Genomic DNA, 13,767 nt, shown 5'->3' with positions numbered 1-13,767 from the left:
GATGGAGGTGAATGATGAAAAGCTTGCATGCGACGCGCTATTTTCGCGTGCGATTTATGAGCAGCTTATTGAGTTCATTCGTTGCGACGTCAATCGTAATGACGCTTGCTTCGTGTGGCGGGAGTTCGGACTCGGGCGGGACACCCGTGGCGCGAACCGTGCAGTCCGCTAACGATTCTTCATCTGACCCACCCGATGCAAGTGTCGCGGCAGATACGGCTCATATGACTTCGCCTGTTAGCCAGGCGCCTGTCGCGAAACAGACACAGGCGCAAGTCAGTACGCCGGCCGGCGCGAACCTGATGCCGCCGCGGAATCCAAACAGCAACTAGTCATACGGGAAAAGATGGCACGACACAGCGAATCGTCTGCTCATATAGCACTGTGTCGCGCCATCTTCGAAGGCTTAATGCAGGGTGCCTATTGCGATGCCTGAGTCGACTTGCGTAATTTCGCAACCGCTTGCGCATCGACGGCGGGTGCGCCGTTATTCCACCCTGCTCTCACGAACGTCAACACGTCGGCGATCTGCTGATCGCTCAGCACTGGCGAGTACTTCGGCATCGGATACGGCGCGGGAATGCCGCCAATCACCAGGTCCGCCGTTCCGTTCAATGTCACGTTGATTAGCGACGACGGGTCTTTCTCCATCACGTTCGGATTACCGGCGAGCGGAGCAAGCATCGGTGCAAATCCGCGTCCGTCCACGCCGTGACAATGCATGCAATACGCCGTATACACGCGTGCGCCTGGATTTTGCGATGCCCGCGCGAGCGACACCTTCGTCGCTTTCGGATCGTATGCATATGCAGACCCACCCGAACCACCCGACGCAGGCAATGACTTCAGATACGTGGCCATCGCGGTGACGTCCGTGTCGTTCAATGACTGCGTGCTGTTATTGATCACGCTCGTCATTGCACCGAACGCCGACGCATGCGCATTCGCGCCGGTCTTCAGGAACATCGTGAGATCCTGGTCGCTCCATCGACCGAGCCCAACGTTGTGTTCACCCGTGAGGTTCGATGCAAACCAGCCATCGAGCAAGCCGCCCGTCAGAAACGCACTGCCGGATTCATCGAGTGCTTTTTCCTGAAACGCGATACCGCGCGGTGTATGACACGATCCGCAATGTCCAAGGCCTTGAATCAGATAGGCGCCGCGATTCCATGCGACATCTTTTCCCGGTTTGTCCTGATAGACGCCTTTCTCGAGGAACACCATATTCCAGAACTTCAATGGCCATCGCATATTGAGTGGCCATTTGATATCCGGCTCACGATTCGCCTGTGCGACTGGAGCGACACCGTGCATAAAGTATGCGTATAGCGCATGCATGTCGTCATCGTTGACTTTGGCATACGACGGATAAGGCATCGCGGGATAAAGATTGTGGCCGTCTTTAGCAACGCCCTCGCGCATCGCTCGCGCAAAATCCTGCTCGGTGTATTGACCGATCCCGGTTGTCGGGTCGGGCGTGATGTTAGTCGTATAGATCCGGCCCATTGGCGTCGTCATCGGCAAACCACCTGCAAAGGGTTTGCCGCGAGGCGCCGAATGACACGCAATGCAATCGCCGGCTTCCGCAAGATACGCACCGCGTTGCACGAGTGCGTCGTCTGCGTTCGCTGCATGCGCGGTCGTCGCCAGCGACGTCAGGATCAATGGGAATGCGACGCCCAGCGTTGCGCCGAACGCTTTCAGAGTAAGTTTCATCGACGGTCTCCGCTCAGGCGCTTTGCAGCTGTGTACCTACCGGCAACTGACGCAGCCTCTTGCCGGTAGCCGAGAAGATTGCATTGGTCAACGCGGGCGCGAGTGCTGCCGTGCCCGGTTCACCAATACCGCCAGGTGCTTCGCCGCTTTTCACGATGTGTACGTCGATAGGCGGTGTCTGATCGATGCGCAGCATCCGGTAGTCGGTAAAGTTACTCTGCTCGACGCGCCCGTCCTTGATCGTGATTTCGCTGTAGAGCGCGGCGGTAATGCCGAAAATGATGCCGCCTTGCACCTGCGCCTCGATCGTGTTCGGATTGACGATCATTCCGCAATCGACAGCACACACAACGCGATTCACCGACACTTCGCCCTGATCGACGCTAACGTCCACGACCATCGCAAAGAAGCTGCCGAACGCGTGCATGACCGACACGCCGCGCCCATGACCCTGCGATACGGCACTCCCCCAACCCGCCGCCTGCGTCGCGACGTCGAGCACATTGCGAGCACGAGGCGTCTTGCCGAGCAGATCGCGGCGGTACTTCACCGGATCGATCTTCGCCTGCGCCGCGAGTTCGTCGATAAAGCTCTCGACGACGAACGTGCTGCGCGTCGGACCGACGCCTCGCCAGAATGCAGTCGGCACCGCATGCGGTTCCTGACGAACATAGTCGACCAACTGGTTAGGCAAGTCGTACGGTAGATCCGACGCCACTTCGACCGCATCGGGATCGAGCCCGTTCTTGAACGCGGGCGGTGCAAACCGCGCCATGATCGACGAACCGACGATGCGGTGCTGCCATGCAACCGGCTTGCCGTTAGCGTCCAGACCGGCCGAGATCGTGTCGTAATAGTACGGCCGGTACATGTCGTGCTGAATGTCTTCCTCGCGCGTCCAGACGACCTTCACGGGCGTGCCGACCTGCTTGCCGACCTTCAGCGCCTGCGTCGCCATATCGAACTCCAGACGCCGCCCGAAGCCGCCGCCGAGCAGGTGGTTATGCACGACGATCTTGTCCGCCGGCAGACCTGTCACCTTGACCGCTGCATCGACGATGCGTGTCGGCACTTGCGTGCCCAGCCAGACGTCGCAACCATCGGCGCGAACATGCACCGTGCAGTTGACCGGCTCCATCGTTGCATGCGCAAGGAATGGTTGCTGATAAACGGCGTCGATGCGGTTTTTGGCTGCTGAAAACGCCTGATTCACATCGCCTTCCTTGCGGGCGACCGCACCGTTGCGACGCGCGGCATCCGCGAGATCCGCGACGATCTGCTTCATTGAAAGCGTCGAGCCCGCGCCTTCGTTCCATGTAATCGCCAGTGCCGCAAGCCCGCGTTTTGCCGCCCACGTGTGGTCGCCGATCACGGCGACGCCATTGTCGAATTTGACGATCTGCCGAACACCCGGAATCTTTTTCGCGCTGGTATCGTCGACGCTCGCGAGGGTGCCGCCAAACACGGGACATGTCGCAATCGCTGCATACACCATGTCGGGCACACGTACATCGAGGCCGAATTGCGCGGTCCCGTCCACCTTCTCCGGCGAATCGAGCCGCTTTACCGGCGTGCCGATGATTTTGAAATCCTTCGGATTCTTCAGCGCGACGTTTTGCGGAACAGGCAGTTTCGACGCTGCTTCGACGAGATCGCCGTAGCCGATGCTGCGATTGCTGGCGGCATGCGTGACCATGCCTCCCTGTGCCGCGCAGGTCGAAGGATCGACCTGCCACTGCTGTGCTGCGGCGCTGACCAGCATCGTTCTGGCAGTCGCGCCTGCGCGACGCATGGGTTCCCATGCGTAACGGATCGACGTCGATCCGCCGGTGAGCTGGCCGCCTAACAACGGGTCCATGAACAGCTTTTCGTTTGGCGGTGCGTGCTTCAGCGTGACGCTGTCGAGCGGCACTTCGAGCTCTTCCGCGATCAGCATCGGAATGGACGTGTAAATGCCCTGTCCCATTTCGACCTTCGGAATCACGAGCGCAACCTTGCCGCTACGGTCTATCTGTATGAATGCGTTAGGTTCGAAGAGGTTGCTGTTGGGTGTCTCGTCGGCGTCGCCGCTAATGACGGAGGAAGCCGGCTGTTGCCCCTGACTCGCGGCCGGCAGACTGAAGCCGAGCAACAGGCCACCGCCGGCGGTCGCGCCGACCGTGATGCCGAACTTCAGAAACGTGCGACGCGATACGCCGCCCGGCGTTGCACCGTTTTGTGCATCGAGCAATCCTTGCGACATGTCACGCCTCCTTCGCGGCTTGCTTGATCGCCACGCGGATGCGGTTATAGGTGCCGCACCGGCAGATGTTGCCCGCCATCGCGGTATCGATATCGGCGTCTGACGGATTCGGGTTCGATGCCAGTAACGATGCGGCGGACATCACCTGGCCGGATTGACAGTAGCCGCATTGCACGACGTCGAGCTGGCGCCACGCTGTCTGCACTTTTTTGCCCGCAGGCGTCTCGCCGACCGCTTCGATCGTCGTGACCTTCTGATCGCCGACGGCAGCCACCGGCAGCACGCACGAGCGAACTGCGACGCCGTCCAGATGGACGGTGCACGCGCCGCATTGGGCAATCCCGCAACCGAACTTGGTGCCGGTCAATCCGACCAGATCGCGCAGCACCCAGAGCAGCGGCATATCAGGCGGCGCATCGACCGTATGGACCTGTCCGTTGATCGTTAGCGTAGTCATAGGTATTTCCATGAAAAGTGGGGGCCATTAACCTTGAGCTTTTGATTTTTCTGCTGCGTAGCGGCGCGTTGCGCGTCCGGATCGCAGACTGTTATGGGCCGTAATGTCGCACGTTCTAAATCCTCCTGCTGACGCCGCGTCCAACACCCGCGTTAAGCGAGGTCGGTCACTCGCAGATTGAGCGCGATGATGGAATGCATGCGTCGCGCATTGCTGCGATGCGCCACACGCATGCATGCGTGCAGCGCATGCATGATGCGAGACCCGTGCGTACAAACCCGGCTTTCCCGACAAAGGGGCTTTACACCGCTTTTTTTGATCTTGTATAGTGCGGTCTAGACCGCTTCAATCCGTTGTCAGGCTTACGCCTCAGGTTGCATGCGGAGAGAATGACCGCTGTACGAACGTGAAAATCCGATGACCCAGACCATTGAGCAACGCGTCGCCGCAGCGGTGACCGATGAACTTGTGCAGTCGTTCCGAAAGAACGGCGCAGTACGCATCCGCAACATTTTTACCGCGGACGAACTGGCCATCCTCCGCGACGCGATCGATCACAACATCGCGCAACCCAGTCCTCGCGCGAAGGTCGCAAGCCGCCCGGACGATCCCGGCTGGTTCTTCGAAGACTTCTGCAACTGGCAGGACAACGCGGGTTACCGTCGTTTCATCACCGGATCGCCCGCCGCATCGGTGGCCGGCGCGCTGGTCGGCGGCGAAGCGATGCGCTTCTATCACGACCATGTGCTCGTCAAGGAACCTAATACGCGGCAGCGCACGCCTTGGCATCAGGATCAGCCGTACTACAACATCGTGGGCGAGCAGAACGTCAGCATGTGGATTCCGGTCGATCCTGTTTCGCGCGAATCGACGCTCGAATTCGTCGCGGGATCGCATCTCGGACCGTGGCTCATGCCGCGCACGTTCATGGAAAACGAAGCCAAATGGTTTCCGGAGGGCAGCCTCGCGGATCTGCCCGACATCGAGGCCAATCGCGACGCCTATCCGATTCTTGGATGGGAACTCGAACCCGGCGACATGGTGTGTTTTCACATGCTTACACTGCATGCATCAGGGGGCGTGAGCGGCAATCACCGACGTCGCGCATTCTCGCTGAGATTTATCGGCGACGACACTCGCCATAAGCCCCGTCCGTGGCGCACATCGCCGGAATTCCCGGGCTTGCGCGAGTCGCTGCCAGAAGATTCGCCGATGACGCATCCGCTGTTTCCCGTATTGTGGCGAGCCGACAGCGGACAGGTGGAGGAATGAACGGGATCATCGAGCCCGCAGTGAAATCCATTGCGGCGAGAACACCCGTGCTCCCGCATATCAACGCGTTGCCGCACTACATCCCCGGAAAATCCGAACGGACTGTGGCGCGCGACTACGGCCTGACACGCATCGTCACGCTCGCATCGAATGAAAACCCGCTGGGCTGCAGTCCGCGCGTGGCGGAAGCGTTGACCGCGCATCTGACTCGCGGCGATGCAGCCAGCACCGCCCTCGCACGCTATCCGGACAGCGATGCATTCGAGTTACGCGAGGCGCTCGCGACCTATCATCAGGTGCCGTCGGATCATATTGCTGTCACGAACGGCTCGCATGAACTGATCGATCTATGTGCAGCGTTGTGTCTTCGCGATGGCGCCGAAGGCGTGCATGCGCAGTACGCATTCCAGGCTTACCCGATCAGCATCAAGGCGCGCGGCGCGACTGCGATCGAAGTCCCCGCGCGAGAGTTCGGTCATGACGCCGGGGCAATGTGCGATGCGCTGACGGCACGCACGCGTCTCGTCTATATCTGCAATCCGAACAACCCGACGGGAACGCTGCTGTCGCAAGCCGAAATCGAGCAGATTATCGACGCGACGGGTCCCGATACGCTTGTCGTGCTCGACGAAGCGTATATCGATTATCTCGACCCGTCGCTACGCGTGGACGCAACCGCGCTCGTGGCGCGTCACCCGAACCTGATCGTCGCGAGGACTTTTTCAAAAGCGTATGGGCTGGCGTCGCTGCGGATTGGTTACGGCATCATGCAACCGCATCTGGCCGACGCCATCGCGCGTATCCGCCCAACATTCAGCGTCAACGCACTCGCGCAACGCGCGGCCGTGGCCGCCCTCGCCGATCGTATGTTTCTGATGCAGACGCAAGACGCGAATCGTCGTGGCATCGAACAGATTACGCGTGCGCTGTCGCATGCAAAAATCGCATACGTTCCGACGCATGCAAATTTCATTGCAATTCATGTACGTGACGCGGCCGTCGTCGCGCAACGCATGGTTCAGGCCGGCGTCGTGGTGCGCCCGCTCGCCGCGTATGCACTCGACAACATGTTGCGTGTCACGGTCGGCACCGAAGAAGAAAACGCGGCCTTTCTCGATGCGCTCTTCACGGCGCTCGACATCCGGTGAAAGCGTAATAGAATCGCTCGCAATTCATATCCAAAGCAAGGCGTGGCAGATGACACAGAAAGCGGGCGCGCCGTTTCAGCAAATCAAGCTGGCAGTACGTGACAAAGTACGTAACGGCGAGTGGCAGGTCGGCGACAGGATTCCATCGGAGCTCGAACTCGCAACCCAGTTCGGCGTCGCCCGGATGACGGTAAATCGCGCACTGCGGGAATTGACCACGGAAGGACAACTCGAACGCGTTGCAGGCGTCGGCACCTTCGTCGCGCAAGGCAAGCCGCAATCCAATCTCTTGATGATCGCGCACGTGCGCGATGAAATCGTGTCACGCGGACACGCGTACGCATGCAAGGTCATCACGCAGGCGCGCGAAACTGCCACGCTGGAAATCGCCGCCGCGTTCGATCTTCCCGTCGGTGCGCCGATCTTTCATCTCGTCTGCGTGCACCTGGAAAACGATCGCCCAATTCAACTCGAAGACCGCTACGTAAATCCGGCCGCGGCGCCTGGATTTCTCGATCAGGACTTCGCAGCCGGACCGCCGTCCGAATATCTGTTCAACAACGTGTCGCATCACGAACTGGAAATCGAGCACGTTGTCGATGCGAGTTTGCCCACGCCTGAGCAGGCGGACATGCTCAACATGCGCGTCGACGAACCTTGCCTGACGTTGACGCGGCGTACGTGGACCGGCGGCACGCCGGTCACGCTCGCCCATCTGGTTCATCCCGGCAACCGCTACCGGCTCGGGTCGCGCTTCAAGCCGGGCGCGGTGCAACCCGTTGTCTGACCAACGTAATTACTGGCCGTCGGTCGTGCGCATCTTCTGCGCTTGCGTCTTGTAATCGTAGGTCGGATAGAACTCCGTCCGGTAACCGCCCCACGCCGTCGTCTCGATCGCCCGGTTTACTTCGCGCAACCGGCTTGCCGGCACGCGCAACGTCACGACCTGGCCAATTCCCATCATCACGTACCACGACACCACTTCGATTCCGGGCGGCGGGAAGGTCTTGAAGAAACCTTGCGCGCGCAACTGATCATTGATTTTCGGCAACGGCTTCGACTCGTCGTGTCGCAGGAAAATCGTCAATAGAAAGGTGTCGTCGCCTGCGGGCGCAACGCCGGGCGGCGCACCCGGCGACGGCTGAGCACCGCCCTGTGCTTGCGCCAGCATCTGCGGCGGGTCGGATTGCACGGCGGGTTCCGCGCTCCATGCGCTGTGCGCATAACAAAGCATGCATGCAAGCGCCGCATGCGCCACACCGCGTCGAATCATCGTTCTGGCCATGAACTCCTCTCCGGAGGGTATGCCCGATGCACGTCGTCGCGCATCCCGGCGAACTCCGTCAAAGCAAGTTCCACTCCCAAGACCGCATGTTTTGCGCCCACCTTTCACACACCTGTGTGATTCGTCGGACGCATGCATGTCGCATCTCCGTTCAGGTAATCCGCCAGCGCATGGCACGAACCCTTGCCCCAGTTTTATGCATGCGACCCGGCATTCCATCGGATTGACGCACGCGAAGTAGCTCGTTAGAGTTGTTCTATTGGATAAATATATATTCTATTAGATAGAACACGACGAGACATCAGATGGCACGAGCACGCACCACCACACAGCAACCGCTTGGCGTTACCCCGAGCGGAATCGATGTCCTCGATCGCGCGGCGTCGATTCTTTTCGCGTTCGGCCCCGACGATCCGCCGCTGACGCTGACCGAGCTTTCAACTCGCACAGGCCTCTACAAAAGCACGCTGCTGCGACTCGCCGGATCGCTGTGCCATCACCGTTTGCTGATCCGGCTCGACGACGGCCGCTTCCGGCTCGGATCTGCCACGCTCAACCTCGCGGCCCATTACGAGTCGTCGTTGAATCTCGGCGACGTACTGTTGCCGCCCATGCGCGAACTCAACGCCGAACTCGGCGAAGCCGTGTCATTTCATGTTCGCGAAGGCGATCACCGTGTCTGCCTTTACCGGATCAGTTCGCGCTTTTCGATTCGCGCCGAAGTCCAGCAAGGCGACGTGCAACCGCTCGATCGCGGTGCGGGCGGCCGCATTTTGCTGGCGTTCTCCGGCGAATCCGGCGAGCCATACGACACGATCCGTGCCGACTTCTGCTACGCGTCGTTCGGCGAAAGAGACCCTGAAACAGCGGGTATTTCCGCGCCCGTGTTCGGCGCGCAGCAGCGCCTCGTCGGTGCATTGGGTGTCGTCGGACCGACGAGCCGGATGGACTACGTCGGCATGGAGCGTTACCGGCCGCGACTGCTGATGTTCGCCGCCCGCGCAACCGAACGACTGGGCGGCGATGCCAGTGCATTGATCGCCGCCGCCGGCACCAGCACCGTCGCACTGACCTAAGCCCTGTTTCAGGCCCTCGAAACCCACACTCACCCATCGACCGCCAGCTAACACCCAACCGCACCAGGAACGATCACATCACGGCCCCGACGCCGTCGATCGTGTTGAACAAGGAGACGCAGCAATGTTTCAGTGGTTCACTCAACTCACGAAATCCGAAAAACGCACGTTCTGGGCGTGTTTCAGCGGATGGGGACTCGATGCGATGGACACGCAGATGTATGCGCTGACCATTCCGACGCTGATCGCGCTCTGGGGCATGACACGTGGCGAAGCGGGCATTCTGGGCACGACCGTTCTGATCATGGCGGCACTCGGTGGCTGGGCGGCCGGCATTCTGTCGGATCGTTTTGGACGGGTACGTATCCTTCAAATCACGATTGCGTGGTTCTCGCTGTTCACCTTTCTGTCGGCATTCACCAACTCGTTCTGGGAATTGATGCTGACGCGCAGCTTGCAAGGCATCGGCTTCGGTGGCGAGTGGGCGGTCGGCGCGGTGTTGATCAGCGAGACCATCAATCCGAAGCTGCGCGGCCGTGTCGTCGGCGCATTGCAGGCAGGTTGGGCGGTCGGCTACGGGATCGCGGTGCTGGTCACGACGATTCTCTTCGACTATGTCGAGCAGGCGATCGCATGGCGCGTGCTGTTCGCGCTTGGCATCGTGCCTGCCATTCTCGTGCTGTGGATTCGCCGCAATATCGAAGAAGCGCCGGTGTACGTGAAAGAGCGCGCGAAGGCCGAAAAGAATCACGACACGGTCAGCATCTGGGAAGTGTTTTACCGCCCCAGTCGCGCGACGACCTTGAAAGCCATCCTGCTGACGTTCGGGATCTACGGCGGTAACTACGTGATGATTACGTGGCTGCCGGCCTACCTGAAACTCGTGCTGAACCTGTCGATCAATAATATCGGCGGCTATCTGGCGATCAATATTCTCGGCTCGTTCGCAGGCGCATTTCTGAATGGCTGGATGGCCGACGCGTTCGGCCGTCGCAAGACCTTCATGATCATCGCGTGCTGCCAGGCCGTGGCGGTCGGCATCTATACGCTCGCGCCGATCAATCTTGCGGTCACGCTGGTTCTCGGTTTCGTACTCGGCACCTTGCAATCGGGTACGGCGGCCGGCACGGGTGCCTATATCGCCGAACTATTCCCCACGCGCATCCGTGGTTCCGCGCAAGGTTTGTGCGGCAATGCAGGCCGCGCATTGGGCGCGGTGATGCCGACGATGGTCGGTCTGATCAGCGTCAGGATGGGACTGGGCGCAGCAATGGGCGTGTGCGCGAGCGCTGCGTATTTTCTCGTCGTGCTGGCTGCATTCATGCTGCCCGAAACGCGCGGACGCGATCTGAATACCGTGCCCGATGCGACGGAAGCAATCGAAACGAACGGGTCGGCGAGCGCAGCACCCCAACGCACGAATCCGTAATGCGTGGTGAGGCCGCGCAACGCCGCCAGCGTTCTACTGCTTATTGCAGCGTGCAGAATGCGCCGGTCTGCACATCGACCCACAGCTTCTGCGCGTTCACGCTGTCGCAATACACCAGCGCGCGGCACTCACGGTGTCTGGCGACCACGCCGAGCACGGCGGTGATCGTATGCTTGCCGCGATACCGCAGCGCGCGGGCGGCGTCACCGCTTCCGCTAAGAATCATGATGGGGTTGATTCGCACCATTCGAGCAATCTGATCCGGCGTTGCATCTGACATTTCATTCTCCACGTGTGGTGTTCACATAGGGGATAACGTCGTTGACAACGCCAGCTTGAGCGTATGAAAGGCACGGTAAGCAGCGTGCTGGCGACGTCGTGGCGGTGATAGCCACGACGCGCGCCTTCACTGCGTGGCGTTCACGTCCGGACCCGTATCAACTGGACCGACATCCGGCGTCGGCGTAGGCGACGAAGCCGGTTCCTTTTCGACTGAAGCCGCGTCGCCGGACGAAGCAGACGGCAACGGCAACAGCGGTGGCAAGTCTGCCGGCATCGTCCGCGATGCCGGCGCAGCACCGGATGCCGCTACGACCGACGAGACGGCCGCAGGCGCGCTCGCGGCGGTCGCCGGCGCATTCTGCGTCGTCTGGCGTGCCGGACGGCGTGGCGGGTGCGCGGACGGCGCCGGCTCGGGTTTTGTGTTGCGCGTGAACAGTTGCTCGACCCAACCCGACAGCTTCGCGGTCATCGTGCCGAACCAGCCGGTTTGCGGCTCGGTATCGAAACGCACGCGCGCATCGATCAGCCGCGAGCCCAGCGAGCGATGGAAGAAATCACCGACGATCGGCAGCGCGCTTTGCGCGCCTTGCCCCCAGTAGTCGCTGCGCAACGTAACGCGGCTGTCGTTGAAACCAACCCATGCGCCCGCAACCAGTTGCGGATGCATCAGAATGAACCAGCCATCGGCATTGTCCTGAGTCGTGCCGGTTTTACCGGCGACGTCGCCGCGAATACCAAAGCGCGTGCGGATACTCGAACCCGTTCCGCGATTCACGACATCGCGCATCGTATCGAGCAGGATGTGATCCGCATCGACGGGCAACACCTGATCCGGCGACGACACATGGAAATCGGCCAGCACGTTGCCGTTGTGATCTTCGATACGCGTCACCATCACCGGCTCGAGATACGCGCCGTTATTTGCGATCGTGCCGTATGCCGACACCATTTCCTTCAACGTGACAGGGCTCGTGCCGAGTGCCAGCGAAGGCACTGCGTCGAGCGCACTGTCGCGCACACCCATCGCACGCGCAAGTTTCGCAACGCGTGCAGGGCCGACTTTCTCCATCAATTGCGCGGTGATCCGGTTGCGCGAATACGCAAGCGCGTCACGTAGCGACATCGGTTTTCCGCTCGGCGTTTCCGCGTCGTCCGGGTGCCACACTTCGCCACCGGCCAATTGAATCTCGACCGGCTGATCGACGAACGTATCGTCGGGACGCATGCCTTGCGCGAATGCCGCGCCGTAGACGAAGGGTTTGAACGTCGAACCCGGCTGACGACGTGCCTGCTGCACGTGATCGAGCGGATCCTGTGTGAAGTCGCGACTGCCCACCCATGCGCGAATCTGGCCATTGCGCGGATCGATTGCCATGAAATCGGCCTGCACGCGCGTCTTGCTTTCGCACAACGCATGCATGAATGCGCGATTCGCGGACAACTGCATCAATGCGTCGTCGTCACTGACGCCGGCGTCTTTCTGAGCGTGATATTCCGGCGTTTCACGGATGAACGCGCGGAACAGATCGCCATTGCCCGCGCAATCCGCCCGCGTATTCCAGGCCGAATTCGCGATGCCTTGCAACTGGTTGCCGTGCAGGATGACCGACTGCGTTGCCATTGCCTGCAAGCGCGAATCGATCGTGGTTCGCACGACGAGTCCGTCCGAATACACGTTGTAGTCGTTGCGGTCGGCCCAGCCGATCAACCATTTGCGCAGTTGCTGCGCGAAATGCGGCGCAGGTCCGGGCAACTCTTTCTGACGCTCGAAATCCACGCGCAACGGCTTGCGTTTCAGCGTGTCGAACGCGGAAGGCGTGAGCCGTCCATACTTGACCATCTGCGCGAGCACGACGTTACGGCGCTGCAATGCGCGCTCCGGATTGATCACCGGGTTGTAGTAGCTATTGCCCTTCAGCATGCCGGTCAGCGTCGCGCTTTCGAGCACGTTCAACTGGTCCGCCGATTTATCGAAGTACGTGCGCGCCGCCATTTCGATACCGTACGCGTTATACAAAAACGGCACGGTATTCAGGTAGGTTTCGAGAATTTCCGGCTTTGTATAGACGGCCTCGATCTTGAATGCGGTGATCGCCTCTTTCAGCTTGCGCGTCAGTGTCGGTGCACGGCCGATCTCGTCCGGATACAGATTGCGTGCGAGCTGCTGCGTGATCGTCGAGCCGCCCTGCCGATCGCCCGACAGCGTTCTCAATGCGGCGCCGCCCATGCGTCGCCAATCGATGCCGTGATGCTCGTAGAAACGGTGATCCTCGGTCGACACCAACGCATCGACCACATGCGGCGAGATATCCGATAGCTTCACCCACTCGCGATTGGTCGGCTTGAACTCCGCCAGCAGTTTGCCGTCGGCGGACAGCACTTGCGCAGGCTGCTCGATTTTCGCTTTGCGAATGTCGCCGATGCCCGGCGTAAACGGAATCAGCACCAGCACATAAAGAACGAATAGCGCGGGAATCGCGGCAAGCGCATAAGCGCACCCGCGCAATGTCGGATGACGAAGATGGTGAATGCCCCGCGCAATAGCGGGCTTCAGTAGCGCCAACAATCTCGAGTAATAGTCTTGAACAGAGGACACGTTACGGCACACAGGATCGCAGAAAGGGTTGCATCGTACCAAAACCGGCGCGGCGGCTCGCCAGCTTGCCGTGTAATCCTTCGAAAGCACGCGTTTTGCACGATATCGAATTCATCACAATTTTTATTGACAGCCTGACGCGCCGAAGACACACTCAAAACCATGCTGACGTCCACCTTCATCGCGCGAGCGATTAAAAACCCAATGAACCGAGTCATTACCGACGGGTCAATGGGAGTGTGTGCGCGTTAGCGGTCTCGACAG

General features: G+C 60.3%; 11 protein-coding genes. 5 read left to right on the top strand and 6 right to left on the bottom strand.

The genetic code is table 11. The annotated features are described in order from the left end of the window. Window positions 1-420: 420 nt before the first annotated feature. From PW947_RS15285 to PW947_RS15275, 3 genes are read right to left on the bottom strand one after another with little or no spacing between them, the layout of a single operon-like run. Window positions 421-1,716: a cytochrome c gene (locus PW947_RS15285; RefSeq protein WP_299633172.1), complete on the bottom strand. Its 1,296-nt coding sequence runs from the start codon at window positions 1,714-1,716 to the stop codon at window positions 421-423. Between the two features lie 13 nt (window positions 1,717-1,729). Continuing rightward, a complete protein-coding gene (locus PW947_RS15280) occupies window positions 1,730-3,958 on the bottom strand; it encodes a xanthine dehydrogenase family protein molybdopterin-binding subunit (RefSeq protein WP_299633171.1) in 2,229 nt (742 codons plus the stop codon). A 1-nt stretch (window position 3,959) separates the two neighbouring features. After that, a complete protein-coding gene (locus PW947_RS15275) occupies window positions 3,960-4,415 on the bottom strand; it encodes a (2Fe-2S)-binding protein (RefSeq protein ID WP_299633170.1) in 456 nt (151 codons plus the stop codon). Window positions 4,416-4,832: 417 nt separating this feature from the next. Here PW947_RS15275 and PW947_RS15270 point away from each other — a divergent pair, with 417 nt between their 5' ends. The 3 genes from PW947_RS15270 to hutC are packed head-to-tail and all read left to right on the top strand — an operon-like array spanning window position 4,833 to window position 7,622. Continuing rightward, window positions 4,833-5,687 (top strand): phytanoyl-CoA dioxygenase family protein, encoded by an 855-nt coding sequence (locus PW947_RS15270; protein WP_299633169.1) that lies wholly within the window; start codon window positions 4,833-4,835, stop codon window positions 5,685-5,687. Further along, window positions 5,684-6,835: a histidinol-phosphate transaminase gene (hisC, locus tag PW947_RS15265; protein ID WP_299633168.1), complete on the top strand. Its 1,152-nt coding sequence runs from the start codon at window positions 5,684-5,686 to the stop codon at window positions 6,833-6,835. The genes PW947_RS15270 and hisC overlap by 4 nt, the downstream gene beginning before the upstream one ends. A gap of 49 nt (window positions 6,836-6,884) precedes the next feature. Then, window positions 6,885-7,622 carry a histidine utilization repressor gene (gene hutC / locus PW947_RS15260; protein ID WP_299633167.1) on the top strand — a complete coding sequence of 246 codons (738 nt, stop codon included), beginning with the start codon at window positions 6,885-6,887 and terminating at the stop codon, window positions 7,620-7,622. Window positions 7,623-7,631: 9 nt separating this feature from the next. Here hutC and PW947_RS15255 read toward each other — a convergent pair whose 3' ends face one another. Next, complete coding sequence (locus PW947_RS15255; protein WP_299633324.1) at window positions 7,632-8,006, bottom strand: hypothetical protein; 375 nt, start codon at window positions 8,004-8,006, stop codon at window positions 7,632-7,634. Window positions 8,007-8,425: 419 nt separating this feature from the next. Here PW947_RS15255 and PW947_RS15250 point away from each other — a divergent pair, with 419 nt between their 5' ends. Further along, window positions 8,426-9,196, top strand: a complete 771-nt coding sequence (locus PW947_RS15250) for an IclR family transcriptional regulator (protein ID WP_299633166.1) — start codon at window positions 8,426-8,428, stop codon at window positions 9,194-9,196. Between the two features lie 124 nt (window positions 9,197-9,320). Then, window positions 9,321-10,625 (top strand): MFS transporter, encoded by a 1,305-nt coding sequence (locus PW947_RS15245; protein WP_299633165.1) that lies wholly within the window; start codon window positions 9,321-9,323, stop codon window positions 10,623-10,625. Between the two features lie 40 nt (window positions 10,626-10,665). Here the strand turns inward: PW947_RS15245 and PW947_RS15240 are convergent, their stop codons facing one another. Together PW947_RS15240 and PW947_RS15235 are read right to left on the bottom strand one after the other, a co-directional pair. Beyond that, window positions 10,666-10,905, bottom strand: a complete 240-nt coding sequence (locus tag PW947_RS15240; protein WP_299633164.1) for a hypothetical protein — start codon at window positions 10,903-10,905, stop codon at window positions 10,666-10,668. A 126-nt stretch (window positions 10,906-11,031) separates the two neighbouring features. Then, entirely contained in the window at window positions 11,032-13,470 is a 2,439-nt protein-coding gene (locus tag PW947_RS15235) for a transglycosylase domain-containing protein (RefSeq protein WP_366146122.1), read from the bottom strand. Between the last annotated feature and the right edge of the window lie 297 nt (window positions 13,471-13,767).

Origin of the sequence: Paraburkholderia sp., assembly GCF_028283785.1 — a bacterium.
Lineage (GTDB): Bacteria > Pseudomonadota > Gammaproteobacteria > Burkholderiales > Burkholderiaceae > Paraburkholderia.
The sequence above is the reverse complement of the archived record's forward strand: the minus strand, read 5'-3'. Positions and strand labels throughout refer to the sequence as shown.